Source organism: Crenobacter luteus (assembly GCF_004345725.1).
In the GTDB taxonomy this organism is placed as follows: Bacteria; Pseudomonadota; Gammaproteobacteria; order Burkholderiales; family Chromobacteriaceae; genus Crenobacter; species Crenobacter luteus.
The window spans coordinates 1-20,274 of the sequence record NZ_SLXG01000015.1; the positions used below are offsets into that span (position 1 = coordinate 1).

The window sequence follows — 20,274 nt, forward strand, 5'->3', positions numbered from 1 at the left end:
AGGTGATGAAGCGCATGGCCTATGGCTACCGGGACAGCGAGTACTTCTTCCTGAAGATCAGGGCCGCTTTCCCCGGGAATCCGTGAAGAACCAAATAAAAGGCTCTGTTCGCGTTGAGCGTTGGTGAATTCTGAATGCCTTATTCTGCTTGGCTTTGCAGAGTGCTGCCCCATATGCCGCAAACCCAAGCTGGGCGTGGCTTTGAAGCGTGAAGGCCAAAAGTACCAACGGCAAACGCGAACAGAGCCAAATAAAAACGGGCCGCGCTGGGCGGCCCGTTTTGGCGTGCGATCAGGTCGCGATCAGCGCTTCTCGACCTGGCTGACGTCGCGGATCGCGCCGGTGTCGGCGCTGGTGGTCATCGCGGCGTAGGCGCGCAGCGCCGGGCTGACGACGCGCTCGCGGGCGAGCGGTTTCCACGCGTCCTTGCCGCGCGCCTCCATCTGGGCGCGACGATGCGCCAGCTCTTCCATCGACACCAAGAGGTTGATGGTGCGGTTCGGGATGTCGATTTCGAGCATGTCGCCCTCTTGCGCCAGGCCGATCGCGCCGCCCTCGGCCGCCTCCGGCGAGACGTGGCCGATCGACAGGCCCGAGGTGCCGCCCGAGAAGCGGCCGTCGGTCAGCAGCGCGCATTCCTTGCCCAGGCCCTTGGACTTCAGGTACGAGGTCGGGTACAGCATTTCCTGCATGCCCGGGCCGCCCTTCGGGCCTTCGTAGCGGATCAGCACCACGTCGCCGGCGACGATCCGGTCGTCGAGGATGGCGGCAACGGCGTCGTCCTGGCTTTCGAAGATGCGCACGCGGCCGGTGAACTTGAGGATGGAGTCGTCGACGCCGGCGGTCTTCACGATGCAGCCGCGCTCGGCGATGTTGCCGTACAGCACGGCGAGGCCGCCGTCCTGGCTGTAAGCGTGTTCTTTCGAGCGGATGCAACCGTTCTGGCGGTCGTCGTCGAGTTCCGGGTAGCGCATGCTCTGGCTGAACGCGATGGTGGTCGCGACGCCGCCCGGCGCCGCGCGGTACAGCGTCACGGCCGGGTCGTCGGCCGGCTTGCCGATCACGTCCCACTGCGCCAGCGCGTCGCCCAGCGTCTTGCTGTGCACGGTCGGCACGTCGGTGTGGAGCAGGCCGGCGCGGTTCAGTTCGGCGAGAATGCCGATCACGCCGCCGGCGCGGTGCACGTCTTCCATGTGGTACTTCTGCGTCGCCGGCGCGACCTTGCACAGGCACGGCACGCCACGGCTGATGCGGTCGATGTCGGCCATCTTGAAGTCGACGCCGGCCTCGAAGGCGGCGGCCAACAGGTGCAGCACGGTGTTGGTCGAGCCGCCCATCGCGACGTCGAGGCTCATCGCGTTCTCGAACGCTTCGCGGGTCGCGATCGAACGCGGCAGCACCGAGGCGTCGTCCTGCTCGTAGTAACGCTTGGCCAGTTCGACGATGGTGCGGCCGGCCTGCAGGAACAGTTGCTTGCGGTCGGCGTGGGTGGCGAGCAGCGAGCCGTTGCCCGGCAAGCTAAGGCCGAGCGCCTCGGTCAGGCAGTTCATCGAGTTGGCGGTGAACATGCCCGAGCAGGAACCGCAGGTCGGACAGGCCGAGCGCTCGACCGCCGCGACTTCCTCGTCGGATACGTTCGGGTTGGCCGCCTCGACCATCGCGTCGACCAGGTCGAGGCCGCGCGTCGCGCCGCGCCAGTTGACCTTGCCGGCCTCCATCGGGCCGCCCGAGACGAACACCACCGGGATGTTCAGCCGCAGCGCGGCCATCAGCATGCCCGGGGTGATCTTGTCGCAGTTGGAGATGCACACCAGCGCGTCGGCGCAGTGCGCGTTGACCATGTACTCCACGCTGTCGGCGATCAGGTCGCGGGACGGCAGGCTGTACAGCATGCCGCCGTGGCCCATCGCGATGCCGTCGTCGACGGCGATGGTGTTGAATTCCTTGGCGACGCCGCCGGCCTTCTCGATCTCGCGCGCGACCAGTTGGCCGAGGTTCTGCAGGTGCACGTGGCCCGGCACGAACTGCGTGAACGAGTTGGCGATCGCGATGATCGGCTTGCTGAAGTCTTCGTCCTTCATGCCGGTGGCGCGCCACAGCGCGCGGGCCCCGGCCATGTTGCGGCCGTGGGTGGTGGTGCGGGAACGATACTGGGGCATGGTGAGTCCTTGTCCGATGTAATAGGTATAATCTGGGGCCGGTTGCGGGCTTGAGGCGCGACAGACGCAAGCGGCCGTAACCTTTTCTTTTACCGCAAACGCCCCACGCTGACAAATGCTCGTACATCCCCAATTCGACCCGATCGCCGTCCAGCTCGGCCCGCTGGCCATCCACTGGTACGGCCTGATGTATCTGGTGGGCTTCATGGCCTTCCTGTGGCTGGGCAACCGTCGCGCGCGCGCCGGCCACCCGTTCATGACGCCCAAGCTCGTCGACGACTTCCTGCTCTACGGCGTGGTCGGCGTCGTGCTCGGCGGCCGCCTCGGCTACGTGCTGTTCTACAAACCGGCCGAATACCTCGCCGACCCGCTGGCCATCCTGCGCGTCTGGGAGGGCGGCATGGCCTTCCACGGCGGCTTCATCGGCGTGCTGGTCGCGATGTGGCTGTTCGCGCGCAAGCTGGGCCGGGGTTTCTTCGAGGTCGCCGACTTCATCGCGCCGCTGGTGCCGATCGGCCTGGCCGCCGGCCGCATCGGCAACTTCGTCAACGGCGAGCTGTGGGGCCGGGTGACGAGCCCCGACGCGCCGTGGGCGATGCTGTTCCCGAACGCACAGCGCGACGACATCGCGTACGCCAGCCTGCACCCGGAATGGATGAGCACCCTCGCCCAGTACGGCGGCCTGCCGCGCCATCCGTCGCAGCTTTACCAGTTCGCGCTCGAGGGCGTGTTGCTGTTCGCCCTTTTGTGGTGGTACAGCGCCAGGCCGCGCAAGAGCGGCCAGGTCGCGGCGCTGTTCCTGACCGGCTACGGCCTGTTCCGCTTCGTCGCCGAATTTGCGCGCGAGCCGGACGACTTCCTCGGCCTCTTGGCGCTCAACCTCAGCATGGGCCAGTGGCTGAGCCTGCCGATGATCGTGCTCGGCCTCGTGCTGTGGGCGGTCGCCAGCCGCGCGCCGCAGCCGGCCAAGGCCTGATCCCGCGCCGCGCCTTTGCCATCGCAAGGCGCGGCGTGGACAATACGCAGCATCCCGTGGCGGCCTTTCGTCCGCCGTTTCACCGGCCGCGCCGCAGCGGCCGGTTTTTCGTTGACCGCGGCCTTTCGCCCGCATGGAGACCCCCCGATGAAAAAGCTCGCCCCCGCCCTGGCCGCGCTGTCGCTCGCCGCGACCGCCGGCACCGCCCTCGCCCAAGACGTGCTGCGCGTGTCGGCGATTCCCGACGAGGCGCCGACCGAACTGCAGCGCAAGTTCGCGCCCTTGGGCGCCTACCTCGGCAAGGAGCTCGGCATGAAGGTCGAGTTCGTGCCGGTGAGCGACTACGCCAGCGTGGTGACCGCGCTGACCTCGGACAAGATCGACATGGCCTGGCTCGGCGGCTTCACCTACGTGCAGGCCAAGGAGCGCGGCCGCGTCGTGCCGCTGGTGCAGCGCGAGGAGGATGCGCGCTTCACCAGCAAGTTCATCGCCAGCGCCGCCAGCGGTGCCAGGTCGCTGAAGGACCTCAAGGGCAAGACCTTCGCCTTCGGTTCGGCGTCGAGCACCTCGGGTCACCTGATGCCGCGCTACTTCATGCAAAAGCAGGGCATCAAGCCCGAGAGCCACTTCAAGACCGTCGCCTACTCGGGCGCGCACGACGCGACCGTCGCCTGGGTCGCCTCCGGCAAGGTCGACGGCGGCGTGCTCAACGCTTCGGTATGGGACAAGCTGGTCGAGGGCGGCAAGGTCGACACGGACAAGGTCAAGCTGATCGGCACCACGCCGGCCTATTACGACTACAACTGGACGGTGCGCGCCAATCTCGACGCCAAGCTGCAAAAGAAGATCGCCGCCGCCTTCCTCAAGCTCGACGCCCAAAAGCCGCAGGACAAGGAAATCCTCGAGCTGCAACGCGCGACGCGCTTCATCCCGACCCGGCCCGCCAACTACCAGGGCATCGAGACCGCCGCGCGCGAAGCGGGCCTGTTGAAGTGAGGCTGGCGCTCGACGCGGTCGACCTGACGCTGTCGGGCCGACCGGTGCTGTCCGGCGTGAGCTTCGCGCTCGAGGCCGGCGAGCAGGCGGCGCTGATCGGGCCGTCCGGCGCCGGCAAGACCAGCCTGTTGATGCTCGCCAACACCGTGCTGCGCCCCGGCGCCGGCCGCGTGACGCTGGGCTCGGCCAACCCGTGGACGCTGCCGCGCGCCCGGCTGAAGGCGCTGCGCGCCGACATCGGCACCGTCTACCAGCACCCGCCGCTGCCGGCACGGCAGCGCGTGGCGCAGGCGGTGGCGGCCGGACGGCTCGGCCGCGCGTCGCCGCTGGCGTCGCTCGCCGCGCTGTTCGGCCCGCGCGACGTCGACGGCGTCGCCGCGACGCTCGCGCGCGTGCAACTGGCCGACAAGCTGTGGTCGCCGTGCGCCGAGCTGTCCGGCGGCCAGCTGCAGCGGGTCGGCGTCGCGCGCGCGCTCTACCAGGCGCCGTCGCTGCTGCTGGCCGACGAACCGGTGTCGGCGCTCGACCCGAGGTTGGCCGAGGCTACCGTCGCCCTGCTCGCCGACGACGCGCGCGCGCGCGGCGCGACGCTGCTGATGAGCCTGCACTCGGTCGAGCTGGCGCGCGCGCACTTTCCGCGCCTGATCGGCGTGCGCGCCGGCCGCATCGCCTTCGACCTGCCGCGCGAGGCGGTCGACGACGCGCTGCTTGCCCAGCTCTACGCCGGCGACGCCGCGCCGGCCGAGCCTGGTCCCGATCCGGCGCCGCCACTGCCGCGGGACCTGCGATGCTGAACCGCGACCCGGCGCGCTGGCCGCGCCTGCTCACCGCCCTCGTCGTGCTCGCGCTGCTGGTGCCGAGCGCCGCCTACACGCGCTTCGACCCGTTCGCGCTGTTCCAGCCCGAAACGCTGTCGACGCTGGCCGGCTTCGTCGCCGGCTTCTTCCCGCCCGCCACCGGCGCGGCCTTCCTCGCCGAGGTCGCGAAGGAGACGCTGACCACCGTCGCGGTCGCCAGCGTCGGCCTCGCGCTGGCGATGGCGATCGGCGCGCCGGTGGCCTTCGCCGTCAGCCGCGGCCTCGACGCGCACCGGCTGAGCGGCGAACGCGCCCGGCCGCTCGCCGAGGGCGGCAAGAGCGCGCTGCGCGCGGCGATGGTCCTGCTGCGCGGCGTGCCCGAGATCGTGTGGGCGCTCTTGTTCGTGCGCGCGGCCGGCCTCGGCTCGCTGCCGGCGGTGCTCGCGATCGGCCTCGCCTACGGCGGCATGCTCGGCAAGGTCTACGCCGAGATCGTCGAGTCGCAGCCCGCCCAGCCGGCGCGCGCGCTCGCCGCGCAGGGCGCCGGCCGCTTCGTCCGCTTCGCCTGGGGCGTGTGGCCGCAGGCGCTGCCCGAATTGATCAGCTACACGGTCTACCGCTGGGAATGCGCGATCCGCGCGTCGGCGGTGATGGGCTTCGTCGGCGCCGGCGGCATCGGCCAGCTGCTCGACACCAGCATCAAGATGATGAACGGCGGCGAGGTCAGCACGCTGCTGATCGTCTTCCTGCTGCTGGTGCTGATGACCGAGACGGTCAGCCGGTTCGCGCGCCGCGCCAGCGAAAGCCGCGCCGGCCTCGCCGTCGTCGTATCGGCCATGCTCGCGCTGTTCGTCGCCAGCGTCGCGTGGCTGGCGCCGGGCTGGCAGGGCTTCGAGTTCGCCGCGCTGCCGCGCTTCGCCGCCGAGTTCTTCCCGCCCGACACCGACGCGGCCACCTTGGCCGAGCTGGCGCGCGGCACGCTCGAGACGCTGGCGATCTCGCTGTTGGGCAGCGCGATCGCCTTCTTCGGCGGCGCCTTGCTGGCGGTGCCGGCGGCCGGCCGCTTCGGCGCGCCGGCGAGGGCCGCGGCGCGCCTGCTGCTGAACCTGTTGCGCGGCGTGCCCGACCTGATGTGGGCGGCGCTCGCGGTGCTCGCGGTCGGGCTCGGCCCGGCCGCCGGCGTGCTCGCGCTCGCGCTGCACACCAGCGGCGTGCTGGGCCGGCTGTTCGCCGAGACGCTCGAGAACGCGCCGCGCGAACCCGAGACGGCGCTCGTCGCGCTCGGCGCCGGCCGCGTCGCCGCCTTCGTCCACGGCCTGCTGCCGCAGGTGATCGCGCAGTGGCTCGCGTACACGCTGTACCGCTGGGAGAACAATATCCGCATCGCCGCGGTGCTCGGCATCGTCGGCGCCGGCGGCCTCGGCCAACAGCTGTATCTGGCGCTGTCGCTGTTCCAGCAGCAGGCCGCGGCGAGCGTCATCGTCGCGATGCTGCTCCTGTCGTGGGGCGTCGAGCAGATCAGCCGCGCGGTGCGGCGAAGGCTAGAGGCCTGAGCGGCGCCGCGCCGCGGCGGCTACAATCGGGCAAGTTCCCCCCAAGGAGAAGCGCATGCTCGTCACCGCGCTGGGCACCTCGGCCGGCATCGGCCGCGGCGTCGCCACCACCAGCTTCCTCGTCGGTGCGACGACGCTGATCGACTGCGGCAGCGGCGTCGGCACCCTGCCCGTCGAACGGCTCGAGAAGATCGAGCGCGTGCTGCTCACGCACAGTCACCTCGACCACTGCGGCTTCCTGCCCTTCCTCGCCGACTGCCACGCCAACCGCGGCGGCCCCGGCGTGACCGTACACAGCCAGCCCGAGACGCTCGCCGCGCTGCGCGCCCACCTGTTCTCGGGCGCGCTGTGGCCCGACTACACGCGGCTGCCGGCGCCGGAGAACCCGTGGGTGCGCCTCGCGCCGCTCGCGGTCGGCGAGCGCGTCGCGCTCGACGGCGGCGTCGCCACCGCGCTGCCGGCGGCGCACAGCGTGCCGGCGATAGGCTGGCTGGTCGAGGGGCCGCGCCGCGCCTTCGCCTTCACCGGCGACACCGGCCCCTGCCCGGCGTTCTGGGACGCTGTCTCGCGCGTGCCGGCGCTGTCGGACGTGGTCAGCGAGGTCTCCTACCTGAACCGCGACAGCGCCCACGCCGAACGCTTCGGCCACCTGAGCGCCGAGAAGCTCGCGCCGCTGCTAGTGTCGCTGCCCGACGGCGTGCGGCTGTGGGTCAGCCACCTCGAGCCGGGCCGCGAGGACGCGATGATGGCCGAGATCCGCGCGACGCTGCCCGCTCGCGTCGAGGTCGCGGCCATCCGCAGCGGCGACACGATCGCGCTGTAGCGAACGGACAAACAGCTCGGCCAACCTGTCGGCAAGGTTGGCCGAGCTGTTTCCACTTCGTGAGCGAACCGGCGCACGATACCCCGCCCCGCCTTCATCCGGAAGCGCCGGCGGGGCGCGGCCTCACGGCCGCCAGCGTCTGAGCAGCAGCGCGTTGCTCACCACCGACACCGAACTCATCGCCATCGCCGCGCCGGCGATCACCGGGCTCAACAGCCCCACCGCCGCGAGCGGAATGCCGAGCACGTTGTAGACGAAGGCGAAAAACAGGTTCTGGCGGATCTTGGCGAGGCTCGCGCGCGACAAGCGGATCGCCGCGACCAGGTGCAGCAGGTCGCCGTGCATCAGCGTCACGTCGGCGGTCTTGATCGCCACGTCGGCGCCGCCGCCCATCGCGAAGCCGACGTCGGCCGCCGCCAGCGCCGGCGCGTCGTTGATGCCGTCGCCGGCCATGCCGACCACGCCGCCGGCCGCGCGCAGGCGTTCGACCTCGGCCGCCTTGCCGGCCGGCTTCACGCCGGCGACGAAGCGCGCGATGCCGCAGCGTTCGGCGACCGCCGCCGCCACCGTCTCGTTGTCGCCGGTCAGCATCACCACCTCGACCCCCATCCGCTTCAGCTCGGCCACCGCCGCCGGCGAGGTTTCGCGCACCGTGTCGGCCACCGCGAACAGCGCGACCGGCGCGTCGTTCACCGCCATCGCCAGCACCGTGCGCCCGCCCTCGGCCAAGGTTTCGACCCTGGCCATGTCGACGCCACCGACCCAGCCGGGCGCGCCGACCCTCACCGCGCCGATTCCCGCCAGCTTCGCCGTCACGCCGGCGCCGACCGCGGCGTCGAACGATTCGACCGCCGGCAGCGCCAGAGCGCGCTCGCGCGCGGCGGCGAGCAGCGCGCGGCCGAGCGGATGCTCGGAGCCGGCCTCGGCCGCGGCGGCCCACGCCAGCAGCGTCGCCTCGTCATGGCCGGCCAGCGCCTGGATTGCGACCAGCGCCGGCTCGCCGCGCGTCAGCGTGCCGGTCTTGTCGACGACCAGCGTCGTCAGCCGGCCGGCGGTCTCGAGCGCGGTCGCGTTGCGGAACAGCACGCCGTGGCGCGCGCCGTTGCCGATGCCGACCATCACCGCCGTCGGCGTCGCCAGCCCCAGCGCGCACGGGCAGGCAATCACCAGCACCGCGACCGCGTGGATCAGCGCGGCGCTCCAGTCGGCCATCGAGAGACCGGTCGCGACGAAGGTCACCAGCGCGACGACGAGCACCGCCGGCACGAAGACGCCGGAGATGCGGTCGGCCAGCCGCTGGATCGGCGCCTTGCTGCCCTGCGCGTCGGCGACCAGCCGCACGATCTCGGCCAACTGCGTCGCGCCGCCGACGCCGGTCGCGCGCACGCGCAAGGCGCCGCTCGTCGCGGTGGTGCCGGCGAACACCGCGTCGCCGGCGCGCTTGTCGACAGGCAGGCTCTCGCCGGTCAGCAAGGATTCGTCGACGCTCGCCGCGCCCGACAGCACCACGCCGTCGACCGGCAGCCGCTCGCCGTGGCGCGCCTGGACCACGTCGCCGACCGCGAGCGTCGCGACCGGCACCTCGAGCCACTGGCCGTCGCGCTCGACGCGCGCGACGGTCGGCGCCTGCTTCATCAAGGCTTCGATCGCCTCGCCGGTACGGCCCTTGGCGCGCGCCTCCAAGAGCTTGCCGAGGCAGACCAGCGTGACCACGCCGGCCGAGGCCTCGAAGTAGACGAAGAGATCGTGCCGCCCCGTCAGCCACACGACGGTCGAATACAGCCACGCGATGCTGGTCCCGAGTGCGACCAGCACGTCCATATTGGCCGAGCCGCCGCGCAGCGCGTGCCAGGCGCCGCGGTAGAAGCGCGCGCCGGCCCAGAACTGCACCGGCGTCGCCAGCAGGAACTGCAGCCAGCGCGGGATCAGCTCGTGCACACCGGCCGCCATGCCGGCCATCTCGACCAGAAACGGCGCGGACAAGAGCGCGGCGACGACGAACACGCGGCGCTTGGCCAACCATTGCGCGCGCCTGTCGGCGTCGCGCCCGGCCGCGCCGTCGGCGGCGATCACGCGCGCGGCGTAGCCGGCCTTCTTCACCGCGTCCAGCAGTTGCTGCGGCGCGACGATGCCGGCCGGGAAGGCAAAGCGGCCGGTCTCGGTCGCGAAGCTGACCGCCGCCGTCACGCCCGGCAGGCGCGACGCCACCTTCTCGATGCGCGCCGCGCAGGCGACGCAGCTCATGCCGTCGATCGCCAGCTCGACCGTCTCGGTCGGCACCGAAAAACCGGCCTTCTCGATGACGCCTTCGAGCGTCGCCAGGTCCGGCGCGTCGTCGGAGAGCTCCAGCCGCGCCGATTCGCCGGCGAAGCTGACGGCGGCCTTCACGCCCGTCTGGCGGTTGAGGACTTTTTCCAGCCTTGCCGCGCAGGCGGCGCAGCTCATGCCGGCGATAGGCAGGGTCAGGGCGGTGGTCATGGCGCATCCTTTGCGAAAACCGTCTGACCCGATTATATACCCCACCAGGGTATTATCAAGTTCGGCTCCGCGCCGCGCGGCCATGAAAAAACCGGGCCCTGAGGCCCGGTTGTCGAAGCATGCCGCGCTCACAGCCAGCGCCGCCGCCAGAAGTAGACGCCGAGCACGACGCTGATCAGCGCCATCAGGCCGAGCACGCCGTAGTAGCCGTAGCGCCAGTGCAGCTCGGGCATGTTGTCGAAATTCATCCCGTAGATGCCGGCGATCAGCGTCAGCGGCATGAAGATGATGGTGATGACGGTCAGCACGCGCATCTGCACGTTGAGCCGGTGCGACTGCTGCGACAGGTAGATGTCCATCATGCCGGCGACCAGGTCGCGCGCCGATTCGAGCGACTCGATCAGGTGCAGGCTGTGGTCGTAGGCGTCGCGCAGGTAGACGCGCGTCTCCTCGCCGATGAAGGGCATGTCGTTGGCCGAGAGCTTGAGCAGCGCCTCGCGCAGCGGCAACAGCGCGCGCCGCAGCTTCAGCGCGTCGTGCTTGAGGCGGTGGATGCGCTTGAGCACCGGCTGGTCGCGACCGCCCGACAGCAGGCTCGCGTCGGTCGCGTCGACGCGCGCGGTGTAGCCGTCGAGCACGCCGAAGTAGTCGTCGACCACCGCGTCGACCAGCGAGTAGGCCAGAAAACTCGCGCCGCGCTCGCGCAGCAGGCCGCGGCGCTGCTTGATGCGCTCGCGCACGCCGCCGAACACGCCGAGCGGCCGCGTCTGGAAGCTGATGACGAAGCGTTCGCCGACGATCAGGTAGACCTGGTTGGCGAACAGCCGCTCGCTGCCTTCCTCGTAGTGGAGCACGCGCGCGGCGAAGAACAGGTAGTGCTCGTATTCCTCGAGCTTGGGACGCTGGCGCGCGTTGAGGATGTCCTCGAGCACCAGCGGGTGCAGGTCGAAACGGCGGCCGATCGCCGCCATCCACGCCGGGTCGGTCAGGCCGTAGACGTTGAGCCACAGCACCGGCAGCGTCGGCTGGTAGGCCAGCCCCTCCTCCAGCGTGGCGAAGGTGGTCTCCCTGACCGCGTCGGGGCCGTACTCGATCAGCGTGATGAAGGGGTCGACCTTGCCGGACGCGACCGCCGGCGAGGCGACCGGCAACAAGGTGCCCGGCGCCTCGCCCAGCGTCGGCACGCGTTCCTTCAGGCCGGCGTGACGCATGCGCCGCTCAAACGCCCGCGATCGCCAGCGCGAAGCCGACCCGCTTCCACTGCGCGACCTCCTGCCTGAACGCGCTGGCGGTCAGCGGGTTGGCCGAGAGCCAGTCCGGGTCGAGCGTCAGCGTGAAGTGCTTGGGCTGCGAGGCGAGCGCCAGGCGTTCGGGCAGCGCCGGCTCCTGGCGGCGGCGGCAGAACAGCACCGCCAGACGCAGCGCCATCACCGCCTGCCATTGCGCCGCCTCGTCGATGAGCGCCTGCATCTTGCCCATGTCGCCGCGGTGGCCGAGCACCAGCGTCGCCAGCTGCGCCTGCTCGCGCTTGGAGAAGCCCGGCATGTCGGCGTTCTGCAGGATGTAGGCGCTGTGCTTGTGGTAGGCGGTGTGCGCGATGCTCAGCCCGATCTCGTGCAGCTGCGCCGCCCACTGCAGGCGCTTGAGCCGCGCCTCGTCGAGCGCGTCGCCGACCAGCATGCGGTAGAAGCGCTCGGCCAGACGGCCGACGCGCGCCGCCTGCTCGGTGTCGACGTGGTAGCGGCGACGGAACAGCGACACGGTCGAATCGCGCATGTCCTTGTCGCGCTGGCGGCCCAAAAGGTCGTAGAGCACGCCGTCGCGCAGCGCGCCGTCGGCGACCGTCATCTTGTCGACGCCCAGCTCCTCGAACACCGCGATCATCACCGCCAGACCGCCGGCGATCACCGGCACGCGGTCGGCCTTCAGACCGTTCAGGTCGACCTCGCGGATCGAGCCGAAGCGGATCAGCGCGTCACGCAGCCGCTCCATGCCGGCCAGCGTGATGTCGGCGCTCGAGAAGTCGTTGATCTCGAGCACGTCGCGCAACGCGCGCGCGGTGCCCGAGGTGCCGACCGCGAGCTGCCACGAATCCGGCGTGTACTCGTGCGCGATGCGCTGGATCTCGTTGCGCGCGGCCAGCGTCGCGTCGCGGAAATTGGACTTGCTCAGCTTGCCGTCGGGAAAGTAGCGCCGGCTGTAGGTCACGCAGCCCAAGGGCAGGCTCTCGGTGACGTGCGCCTTGTACTGGCTGCCGATGATGAACTCGGTCGAGCCGCCGCCGATGTCGACCACCAGGCGCTTCTCGCGCGTGGCCGGCAGGCTGTGTGCGGCGCCCAGGTAGATCAGGCGCGCCTCCTCGCGGCCGGCGATGATCTCGATCGGAAAACCGAGCAGCGCCTCGGCGCGCGCGATGAAATCGGCGGCATTTTTGGCGACGCGCAGCGTGTTGGTGCCGACCACGCGCACCTGGCCGGGCTCGAAGCCGCGCAAGCGCTCGCCAAAGCGCGCCAGCGCGGCCAGCGCCGACTCCTGCGTCGCGTCGTCGAGGTATTTGTCGTCGGTGAGGCCGCCGCCGAGGCGGACGGTTTCCTTCAGCGTGTCGAGGGTGTAGAGCTGGTCGTCGACCACGCGCGAGACCTGCAGGCGGAAGCTGTTCGAGCCGAGGTCGACGGTGGCGAGGACGGGATACGGGGGCGTTGGCATGAATGCGCCCTTCTGTTCGGGTCGGGTGATAATGAAAAAAGGCGGCAACCATGTTACCGCCTTTCGTCGTCCAGCGTCACCGCCGGACCATGCCGATGCGGGCCGGCTTAGTCGTCCAGCCCCAGCGTTTCGCGCTTCTTCTCGTCGAGCGTCGTATGGCGGATGTCCTTGCCCTTGACGAGGTAGACGACGTACTCGGAGATGTTCTTCGCGTGGTCGCCGATGCGCTCGATCGCCTTGGCGATGAACAGCGTGTCGATCGACATGCTGATCGTGCGCGGGTCTTCCATCATGAAGGTGATCAGCTGGCGGATCTCGGCGGCGAAGTCCTGGTCGAGCTGCTGGTCTTCCTCGGCCAACTCCAGCGCGGCCTTCGGGTCGAGGCGCGCGAACGCGTCGAGCGCGCGGCGCAGCATCGACACCGCGACCTCGGCCATCTTGCCGACCTCGCGAAAGCGCGGCAGCTGGAAGCGGTCGGCCTCGTAGATGGTCTTGCCCATGCGCGCGATCTTCTGCGCCTCGTCGCCGATGCGCTCCAGGTCGGTGATGGTCTTGATGACGGTGATCACCATGCGCAAATCGCTGGCGGCCGGCTGGCGGCGCGCGATGATGTGCTGGCAGTCGTCGTCGATCGCCACCTCGAGCGCGTTGACCAGCGCGTCCTCGGCGATCACCTTGTCGAAGCGCGCCATGTCGCCCGCCATCAAGGCGTCGACGGCCGACAGGATCTGCTGCTCCACCAGCCCGCCCATCTGCAGCACGCGCGTGCGGATGGTTTCGAGCTCCATGTCGAATTGCTTGGAGATGTGTTCGGCCATAACTATCGCCCCCTCATTGCAAATGGCAAACCAGCCTTGCATGGTAAAACGCCGGCGTGACAGCCTGATGACAGCCGGCGCCGCTTCTTCGTTGTTCTTATGCCTTCACCTCGACGCCGTCCTGGCGGCCGATCAGCAGCACGTCGGCGCGACGCTTGGCGAACAGGCCGCAGGTGACGACGCCGACGATCTGGTTGATGTGCGCCTCCATGTCGACCGGCTGGCCGATCTTCATGCCGTGCACGTCGAGGATGATGTTGCCGTTGTCGGTGGTGAAGCCCTGACGCAGCTCCGGGTGACCGCCGAGCTTGACCAGCTCGCGCGCGACGTAGCTGCGGGCCATCGGCACGACCTCGACCGGCAGCGGGAAGGTGCCGAGGGTGTCGACGTACTTGCTCTCGTCGACGATGCAGACGAACTGCCCGGCGACCGCCGCGACGATCTTCTCGCGCGTCAGCGCGCCGCCGCCGCCCTTGATCATGTGCAGGTAGTGGTTCACCTCGTCGGCGCCGTCGACGTAGACCGGCACCTCGTCGACGGTGTTCAGGTCGTAGACCGGGATGCCGAGCGCCTTCATGCGCGCGGTCGACGCCTCCGAGCTCGACACCGCGCCCTGGATGCGGCCCTTGATCTTGGCCAGCTCGTCGATGAAGAAGTTGACGGTGCTGCCGGTGCCGACGCCGACGATGCTGTCCTCGGGCACGTACTCGATGGCCTTCTTCGCCACGGCGAGTTTCATTTGATCTTGCGTCAGCATGGGCTTACCTCCGTTGGGATGGAATTCGTTGGCAATATGGATTCATTCTATATCGGGCGTGGCCGCTCAGGCCTTCTCGATCAGGCACACCGCCTGCGCCTCGATCGCCTCCTGGCGGCCGAGGTAGCCGAGCTTCTCGTTGGTCTTGCCCTTGACGTTGACCGCGTCCGGCGCGACGCCGAGGTCGGCGGCGATGTTGGCGCGCATCGCGTCGATATGCGGCGCGAGCCGGGGCGCCTGCGCGATCAGCGTCGCGTCGACGTTGACGACGCGCCAGCCGGCCGCATTCACGCGGCGCACCGCCTCGCGCAAGAGCACGCGGCTGTCGGCGCCCTCGAAGGCCGGGTCGGTGTCGGGGAACAGCCGGCCGATGTCGCCCAGCGCCGCCGCGCCGAGCACGGCGTCGGTGATCGCGTGCAGGAGCGCGTCGGCGTCGGAGTGGCCCAACAGGCCCTTGTCGAACGGCAGCGTCACGCCGCCGAGGATCAGCGGCCGGCCCTCGACCAGCCGGTGCACGTCGTAGCCTTGTCCGATGCGGAACATGGAAATCCTTATGCTTGAGCGGGAGCCGACCTGGCCGCGAGCAGCGCCTCGGCCAAGGTCAGGTCCTGCGGGTAGGTCACCTTGAAATTGCCGGCCTCGCCCTCGACGAGGCGCGGCGCGAGGCCGAGCCGCTCGATCGCCGACGCCTCGTCGGTGATCTCGGCCAACGGCGCGGCGGCCAGCGCGCGCTGCAAAAGGCCGGCGCGGAACATCTGCGGCGTCTGCGCCAGCCACAGGCCGGCGCGCGGCAGCGTGGCGCCGACGCGGCCGTCGGCGTCGCCGCGCTTGACGGTGTCGGGCACCGGCAGCGCCAACAGGCCGCCGACCGCGTCGCCGTCGAGCGTGTCGATCAGCCGCGACAGCGCCGTCGCGGAAATGCCGACGCGCGCGGCGTCGTGCACCAGTACCCAGTCGTCGGCGGCGAGGTCGAGTTGGCCGAGCCCGTTGGCGACGCTGTCGGCGCGCGTGGCGCCGCCGCAGCGCAGCACGGTCAGCGCGGCCGGCCAGTCGTAGCCGTCGAACCATTGGTCGTCGGGCGAAATCACCACCGCGACCGCGTCGACGCCCGGATGGGCGATGAGCGCGTCGAGCGTGTGCGCCAGCAGCGGCCGGCCGGCCAACGGCAGGTATTGCTTGGGGATCGCGGCGCCGACGCGGCTGCCCGAGCCGGCCGCCGGCACCAGCGCGACGCGACGGCTCATGCGCCGCCCTCCGCGGCCGGCGCCTCGTAGCCGCGCCACAGGCAGGACCCCTTGACCGCCTTGTCGAGCGCGTCGAGGTAGTCGGCGTGCAAGGCCAGCTCGGCCTCGCTCGCCTTGAGCACGACCAGCGGCTTCTTCTCGAACGCGAGGCCGACGAGGCCGCCGGACGCGCCGTCGTCGTCGAGGTCCATCATCAGGCTTTCCTGGCCGCGCGTGAGCGCGAGGTAGACCTCGGACAACAGTTCGCAGTCGATCAGCGCGCCGTGCAGCGTGCGGTTCGAGCGGTCGATCTCGAAGCGGTCGCACAGCGCGTCGAGGCTGTTGCGCTTGCCGGGGAAGGTGTCGCGCGCCATCGCCAGCGTGTCGACCACGCCGGCGCACAGGACCTTGACCGGCGCGATGCCGAGACGCTCGAACTCGGCGTTCAGGAAGCCGACGTCGAACGGCGCGTTGTGGATGATCAATTCGGCGTCGCCGATGAAGTCGACGATCTGCTCGGCGACCTGGCGGAACTTCGGCTTGTCGGCGAGAAAATCGAGCGAGATGCCGTGCACGCGCTCGGCGTCCGGGTCGATCTCGCGCTCGGGATGCATGTATAGATGCAGCGAGCGGCCGGTGAGCTTGCGGTTCAGCATCTCGAGGCCGGCGAATTCGATGATGCGGTGGCCCTCGGCGGGCGAGAGGCCGGTGGTTTCGGTATCGAGGATGATCTGGCGCATAAAACGGGCAAGGTTGGCCGAGCGCAAGCGGCGCCCGGCGTGTTCGTTCGGTAGGGACTAGCGGCCCGCCTGCACGGCGGCGACGCCGCGGTTGGCAAGTTCGTCGGCGCGCTCGTTCTCGGGGTGGCCGGCGTGGCCCCTGACCCAGCGCCAGTCGATCTGGTGGCGCGCGGCGATCTCGTCGAGCTTCTGCCACAGGTCGGCGTTCTTGACCGGCTCCTTGGCGGCGGTTTTCCAGCCGCGCTTCTTCCAGCCGTGGATCCACTCCGAGATGCCCTTCTGCACATACTGCGAGTCGGTGTAGACCACGACGCGGCACGGCCGCTTGAGCACCGCCAGCCCTTCGATGACCGCGGTCATTTCCATGCGGTTGTTGGTGGTGTTGTCCTCGCCGCCGGACATTTCCTTCTCCTGCCCCTTGTAGCGCAGGATCGCGCCCCAGCCGCCCGGGCCGGGGTTGCCCTTGCAGGCGCCGTCGGTGAACAGTTCGACAATTTCTTCGCTCATGCTGATCCTGGTTCTTGCGGGCCGCCGCCCCCGGCCTGCCGCGCCGCCCGGTGGCGGTCGTTGCCGGCGGCCACGGCCAGCCCGCGCGCCGCCTTCTTGGCGACGCCCCACTGCGGGGTAATGAGTCTGAGGCCGCGCGTGCGCTTGACGGCCGAGATGCCGTACACGCCAGCGGCCAGCGGCCACCAGCGGTCGCCGGCCCCCTCCATGAAGGCGAAGCGACGCAGCCAGTCCTCGCGCGCGAACGGCGGCGCGTAGGCCATGAAGGCCCCGCCGTCGGGCTCGATTTCCATCAGCTCCAGCCAGTCCCGGATGCGCGGCAGCGACAGGAACTGGCCATTCCACGGCGCCTCGTAGCGACCGGCCGCGACCCGCTTGACGCCCCACAGCGACCACGGGTTGAAGCCGGTCAGCACCAGACGCCCCTCGGGCATCAGCACCCGCTCGACCTCGCGCAGCACCTGGTGGGGATGGGTGGTAAAATCGAGCGTGTGCGGCAGCACCACGAGGTCGAGGCTGTTGCCGGCGAAAGGCAGCGCCTCGGGCAGGCAAAGCAGCCCGGCGGGCGCCTCGACGTCGGCACGCAGCTGCATCGGGATGCGGTTGGCGCGCAGGAAATCATGCGCCGGCAGGCCGATCTGCACCGCGTGATAGCCGAACGCGTCGGCCACCGCGCGGTCGAAGAACGCCTGCTCGCGCGCCAGCAGATAGCGGCCCAGCTCGCTTTCGGCCAACCACTCGGAAAATCTCTCCATCATGGGCATCGATCCGACATCATGATTACCGTGACTCCCGTCAACGCCTTCACCGACAATTATATCTGGGTTTTGCAGCGCGCCGGGCGCGCCGTCGCGGTCGACCCCGGCGAAGCCGCGCCGCTGGAGCGGCATCTGTCCGCCGCCGGCCTCACGCTCGAGGCGCTGCTGATCACCCACCACCACGGCGACCACGTCGGCGGCGTCGCCGAGCTCGTCGCCCGGCACCCCGGCCTCGCCGTCTACGGCCCGGCCGGCGTGCGCGGCGTCACCCACCCGGTCGCGGACGGCGACACCGTCGAGGTGCTCGGCCAACGTTTCAACGTGCTCGCCGTTCCCGGCCACACGCTCGACCACCTCGCCTACCACGACGACGCCCACCTGTTCTGCGGCGACACGCTGTTCGGCGCCGGCTGCGGCCGCGTGTTCGAGGGCACGCCGGCCATGCTGCACGCCTCGCTGACGAAGCTCGCCGCGCTGCCCGACGCGACGCTCGCCTATCCGGCGCACGAATATACGCTGTCCAACCTCGCCTTCGCCGCCGAGGCCGACCCGCGCAACCCGGCCGTCGCCGAACGCCGTCGCCGCGACCAGGCCCGCCGCGAGCGGGGGGAGGCGACCTTGCCGACCCCGCTGGCCGAGGAGAAACGCAGCAACCCCTTCCTGCGCTGCGACGACCCGAACCTGCGCGCCGGGCTCGAACAACGGTTCGGTCGGCGCCTGCCCGACGCGGTCGCGACCTTTGCCGTGCTGCGCGACTGGAAAAACCGTTTCTGAGCGCTTAAAACATAACGATAAGGATTCGGCGCCGCGCTAGCCTCATCGCATAGCCGCAGACACCATAAAACATTTGAATTTTCATGCTTTTTCGGGTTGACGAGGGGATGATCGGCCGATAGCATCGGCCGGAATTGTCAATTTGCCGCCCCCGCCGACTCCCATGAAAAAGCTCACGCCGCTCGCGCTTTCGCTGTCGCTATTGTTTTCCGTGACGACCGCCCAAGCAGAATCGAACGCCTTTTCCCGTTCGGTCGGCGTCGACGAAGGTCTCGCCGTCGGTCTCGACATGGTGCTCCTCAACAGCAGCCTGCTGCGCAACGGCGACAACGTCTGGGTGCGCGTGCGCGAGGGCTTCCAGATGAGCGAGGTCAACCCCGAACTCGTCGCCCGCCACGAACGCCTCTACGCCGCCCGCCCCGACTACTTCAAACGCACCCTCGACCGCAGCCGGAAATACCTGTTCCATATCATGAACGAGGTCGAGCGCCGCGGCATGCCGACCGAGATCGCGCTCCTGCCGGTGGTCGAGAGCGCCTTCGTCCCGAACGCCCAGTCGCCTGTCGGCGCCTCCGGCCTGTGGCAGTTCATGCCGGCCACCGGCCGCCACTACGGCCTCGAGCAGACCTGGTGGTACGACGGCCGCCGCGACGTGCTCGAATCGACCCGCGCCGCGCTCGACTACCTCGAATACCTGCACGGCCTGTTCGGCGACTGGTCGCTGGCGCTGGCCGCTTACAACTGGGGCGAAGGCAACGTGTCGCGCGCGATCGCGCGCGCGCAGGCGGCCGGCGTCACGCCGAGCTACGAGAACTTGCGCATGCCGGCCGAAACGCGCAACTACGTACCCAAGCTGCTGGCGGTACGCAACCTGCTGGCTGCGCCAGAAAAGTACGGCCTCAAGCTCGACCGCTTCCCGAACAAGCCCCACTTCGTCGCGGTCTCGACCGGCCGCCACATGGACATCGACATCGCAGCCAAGCTGGCCGAGATGCCGGTTTCCGAGTTCAAGCTGCTCAACCCCGGCTTCAACCTGCCGGTCTACGCGCACAAGAACGGCCGCCAGATGCTGATCCCGGCCGACAAGCTGTCCCGCTTCGAGAAGAACCTCGCCCTCTGGAAAAAGCCGCTGCTGACCTGGCAGGTCGTGACCCCGTCGGCCGATGACACCGTCGCCTCCGTCGCCAGCCGCTACGGGATGGACGCGGCGGAACTGGTCGCGGTCAACAATCTGCGCGGCGCGCTCGACAGCGGCCGGCCGCTGCTGGTCGCCAAGCGCGGCGGCGCGGACGAGGCGCCGCTGGCTGACGGCGACGCGCCGACGATGGTCGCCACCGCGACGACCGCAGGCAGCAGCCGCGGCAAGGCACCGGAAACCGCCGACCTGTCGCGCGCGACCGCGGTCGTCGCCAGCGTGGCGCCCCTCGTCGCCCCCGCGCCGGCAGCGCCCAGGCTGGCCGACGCCGCGCCGGCCGCTGCCATCGTGCCGACGGCGAGCGAAACGCCCGCGCCGGCCGTCGCCGCCGCCCCGTCGAATAGCGCGCCCCCGACCCGCGACAACGGCGCGCTCGCCGCCTATCTCGCCGAAGGCGCGACGCAGGCGGTGCAGCCCGACCGCGTCGCGATCGACACCCAACTGGCCCAGGCCGCGCCGGCGGCAAGCATCGCGGCGGCGAAGAGCGAGCCTGCCCGGACCGAGGCGAAAGCCGAGCCGGTGAAGGTCGCGCTCGCCCCCGTCAAGCTGACGGCTGGCCGCCACACCGTCGCCGAGGGCGACACGCTCTACAATATCTCGCGCCGCTACAGCCTGTCGGTCGCCGAGCTGAAGGCGCTGAACGGCCTCGAGCAGGACACGGTCAAGCTCGGCCAGGTGCTCAGGGTCAAGGGCAGCGCCATCGTCGCCGCTGGCCGTCCTGTCAACGCGCAGGACGAAGCGGTCGCACAACTGGCCAGTCTTCGCGGCGAACGCCAGGGCAGCCTGCAAACCGCCTCGGCCGAGTACGTGGTACAGAAGGGCGATACGGTGTTCAGCATCGCGCGCAAGTTCGGCGTGCGCCACTCGGACATCCAGCGCTGGAACGATTCCGAACAGCTCGCCCGCCTCTCGCCGGGCCAACGCGTGAAGATCCAGGGCCTTTAAACCCGGTCGACGCCCCCCGACACCCCGCCCAGGCGGGGTGTCGTCTTTTGCGCCCTCGCCTGCCCGATG

The 20,274-nt window shown here is 70.0% G+C and carries 18 protein-coding genes; 7 read left to right on the forward strand and 11 right to left on the reverse strand.

The features are described from left to right. Positions 1–302: 302 nt before the first annotated feature. Entirely contained in the window at positions 303–2,159 is a 1,857-nt protein-coding gene (gene ilvD, locus EV683_RS09750) for a dihydroxy-acid dehydratase (RefSeq protein ID WP_131862649.1), read from the reverse strand. 115 nt (positions 2,160–2,274) lie between these two features. Here ilvD and lgt point away from each other — a divergent pair, with 115 nt between their 5' ends. The 5 genes from lgt to EV683_RS09775 all read left to right on the forward strand — a co-directional run bounded on the left by lgt (position 2,275) and on the right by EV683_RS09775 (position 7,304). Continuing rightward, entirely contained in the window at positions 2,275–3,135 is an 861-nt protein-coding gene (lgt, locus tag EV683_RS09755; RefSeq protein WP_066614677.1) for a prolipoprotein diacylglyceryl transferase, read from the forward strand. Positions 3,136–3,282: 147 nt separating this feature from the next. After that, a complete protein-coding gene (locus EV683_RS09760; protein ID WP_066614679.1) occupies positions 3,283–4,131 on the forward strand; it encodes a putative selenate ABC transporter substrate-binding protein in 849 nt (282 codons plus the stop codon). After that, the gene (locus EV683_RS09765) at positions 4,128–4,925 is read left to right on the forward strand and encodes a phosphonate ABC transporter ATP-binding protein (RefSeq protein WP_066614681.1); all 798 of its coding nucleotides are present in this window, start codon (positions 4,128–4,130) and stop codon (positions 4,923–4,925) included. Before EV683_RS09760 ends, EV683_RS09765 begins: the two co-directional genes overlap by 4 nt. Then, positions 4,919–6,481 (forward strand): PhnE/PtxC family ABC transporter permease, encoded by a 1,563-nt coding sequence (locus EV683_RS09770; protein ID WP_131862650.1) that lies wholly within the window; start codon positions 4,919–4,921, stop codon positions 6,479–6,481. Before EV683_RS09765 ends, EV683_RS09770 begins: the two co-directional genes overlap by 7 nt. A gap of 55 nt (positions 6,482–6,536) precedes the next feature. Further along, on the forward strand, positions 6,537–7,304 hold the full coding sequence (locus EV683_RS09775; RefSeq protein ID WP_131862651.1) for a 3',5'-cyclic-nucleotide phosphodiesterase: 768 nt from the start codon (positions 6,537–6,539) through the stop codon (positions 7,302–7,304). Positions 7,305–7,427: 123 nt separating this feature from the next. Here EV683_RS09775 and EV683_RS09780 read toward each other — a convergent pair whose 3' ends face one another. The 10 genes from EV683_RS09780 to EV683_RS09825 all read right to left on the reverse strand — a co-directional run bounded on the left by EV683_RS09780 (position 7,428) and on the right by EV683_RS09825 (position 17,291). Next, positions 7,428–9,782 carry a heavy metal translocating P-type ATPase gene (locus EV683_RS09780; RefSeq protein WP_131862652.1) on the reverse strand — a complete coding sequence of 785 codons (2,355 nt, stop codon included), beginning with the start codon at positions 9,780–9,782 and terminating at the stop codon, positions 7,428–7,430. Positions 9,783–9,910: 128 nt separating this feature from the next. Next, positions 9,911–10,993 (reverse strand): magnesium/cobalt transporter CorA, encoded by a 1,083-nt coding sequence (corA, locus tag EV683_RS09785; protein ID WP_131862653.1) that lies wholly within the window; start codon positions 10,991–10,993, stop codon positions 9,911–9,913. 7 nt (positions 10,994–11,000) lie between these two features. Next, complete coding sequence (gene ppx / locus EV683_RS09790) at positions 11,001–12,488, reverse strand: exopolyphosphatase (protein ID WP_131862654.1); 1,488 nt, start codon at positions 12,486–12,488, stop codon at positions 11,001–11,003. Positions 12,489–12,595: 107 nt separating this feature from the next. Beyond that, the gene (gene phoU / locus EV683_RS09795; RefSeq protein WP_066614692.1) at positions 12,596–13,306 is read right to left on the reverse strand and encodes a phosphate signaling complex protein PhoU; all 711 of its coding nucleotides are present in this window, start codon (positions 13,304–13,306) and stop codon (positions 12,596–12,598) included. Positions 13,307–13,403: 97 nt separating this feature from the next. Next, positions 13,404–14,063: a ribose-5-phosphate isomerase RpiA gene (gene rpiA, locus EV683_RS09800; protein WP_066614694.1), complete on the reverse strand. Its 660-nt coding sequence runs from the start codon at positions 14,061–14,063 to the stop codon at positions 13,404–13,406. 66 nt (positions 14,064–14,129) lie between these two features. Next, positions 14,130–14,606, reverse strand: coding sequence for a 2-C-methyl-D-erythritol 2,4-cyclodiphosphate synthase (gene ispF, locus EV683_RS09805; protein ID WP_066614698.1), 477 nt, complete (start codon positions 14,604–14,606; stop codon positions 14,130–14,132). Between the two features lie 8 nt (positions 14,607–14,614). After that, entirely contained in the window at positions 14,615–15,307 is a 693-nt protein-coding gene (gene ispD, locus EV683_RS09810; RefSeq protein ID WP_131862655.1) for a 2-C-methyl-D-erythritol 4-phosphate cytidylyltransferase, read from the reverse strand. Beyond that, positions 15,304–16,026 (reverse strand): DNA polymerase III subunit epsilon, encoded by a 723-nt coding sequence (gene dnaQ / locus EV683_RS09815; protein WP_131862656.1) that lies wholly within the window; start codon positions 16,024–16,026, stop codon positions 15,304–15,306. The genes ispD and dnaQ overlap by 4 nt, the downstream gene beginning before the upstream one ends. 57 nt (positions 16,027–16,083) lie before the next feature. Beyond that, a complete protein-coding gene (gene rnhA, locus EV683_RS09820; RefSeq protein WP_066614703.1) occupies positions 16,084–16,533 on the reverse strand; it encodes a ribonuclease HI in 450 nt (149 codons plus the stop codon). Next, on the reverse strand, positions 16,530–17,291 hold the full coding sequence (locus EV683_RS09825) for a class I SAM-dependent methyltransferase (protein ID WP_066614816.1): 762 nt from the start codon (positions 17,289–17,291) through the stop codon (positions 16,530–16,532). The genes rnhA and EV683_RS09825 overlap by 4 nt, the downstream gene beginning before the upstream one ends. Before the next feature lie 18 nt (positions 17,292–17,309). Between EV683_RS09825 and gloB the strand changes: the two genes are divergently transcribed. Beyond that, positions 17,310–18,065, forward strand: a complete 756-nt coding sequence (gloB, locus tag EV683_RS09830; protein ID WP_131862657.1) for a hydroxyacylglutathione hydrolase — start codon at positions 17,310–17,312, stop codon at positions 18,063–18,065. 163 nt (positions 18,066–18,228) lie between these two features. After that, a complete protein-coding gene (locus tag EV683_RS09835; RefSeq protein WP_131862658.1) occupies positions 18,229–20,205 on the forward strand; it encodes a LysM peptidoglycan-binding domain-containing protein in 1,977 nt (658 codons plus the stop codon). The last annotated feature ends 69 nt before the right edge of the window (positions 20,206–20,274 follow it).

Bases quoted from the DNA above. Each gene is read 5' to 3' on its own strand.
- EV683_RS09825 (WP_066614816.1), bottom strand. From the start codon at position 17,291: ATGATGGAGAGATTTTCCGAGTGGTTGGCCGAAAGCGAGCTGGGCCGC.
- EV683_RS09770 (WP_131862650.1), top strand. From the start codon at position 4,919: ATGCTGAACCGCGACCCGGCGCGCTGGCCGCGCCTGCTCACCGCCCTC.
- ispF (WP_066614698.1), bottom strand. From the start codon at position 14,606: ATGTTCCGCATCGGACAAGGCTACGACGTGCACCGGCTGGTCGAGGGC.
- EV683_RS09760 (WP_066614679.1), top strand. From the start codon at position 3,283: ATGAAAAAGCTCGCCCCCGCCCTGGCCGCGCTGTCGCTCGCCGCGACC.
- phoU (WP_066614692.1), bottom strand. From the start codon at position 13,306: ATGGCCGAACACATCTCCAAGCAATTCGACATGGAGCTCGAAACCATC.
- corA (WP_131862653.1), bottom strand. From the start codon at position 10,993: ATGCGTCACGCCGGCCTGAAGGAACGCGTGCCGACGCTGGGCGAGGCG.
- ppx (WP_131862654.1), bottom strand. From the start codon at position 12,488: ATGCCAACGCCCCCGTATCCCGTCCTCGCCACCGTCGACCTCGGCTCG.
- EV683_RS09780 (WP_131862652.1), bottom strand. From the start codon at position 9,782: ATGACCACCGCCCTGACCCTGCCTATCGCCGGCATGAGCTGCGCCGCC.
- gloB (WP_131862657.1), top strand. From the start codon at position 17,310: ATGATTACCGTGACTCCCGTCAACGCCTTCACCGACAATTATATCTGG.
- EV683_RS09835 (WP_131862658.1), top strand. From the start codon at position 18,229: ATGAAAAAGCTCACGCCGCTCGCGCTTTCGCTGTCGCTATTGTTTTCC.
- rnhA (WP_066614703.1), bottom strand. From the start codon at position 16,533: ATGAGCGAAGAAATTGTCGAACTGTTCACCGACGGCGCCTGCAAGGGC.
- dnaQ (WP_131862656.1), bottom strand. From the start codon at position 16,026: ATGCGCCAGATCATCCTCGATACCGAAACCACCGGCCTCTCGCCCGCC.
- EV683_RS09775 (WP_131862651.1), top strand. From the start codon at position 6,537: ATGCTCGTCACCGCGCTGGGCACCTCGGCCGGCATCGGCCGCGGCGTC.
- ilvD (WP_131862649.1), bottom strand. From the start codon at position 2,159: ATGCCCCAGTATCGTTCCCGCACCACCACCCACGGCCGCAACATGGCC.
- rpiA (WP_066614694.1), bottom strand. From the start codon at position 14,063: ATGCTGACGCAAGATCAAATGAAACTCGCCGTGGCGAAGAAGGCCATC.
- lgt (WP_066614677.1), top strand. From the start codon at position 2,275: ATGCTCGTACATCCCCAATTCGACCCGATCGCCGTCCAGCTCGGCCCG.
- ispD (WP_131862655.1), bottom strand. From the start codon at position 15,307: ATGAGCCGTCGCGTCGCGCTGGTGCCGGCGGCCGGCTCGGGCAGCCGC.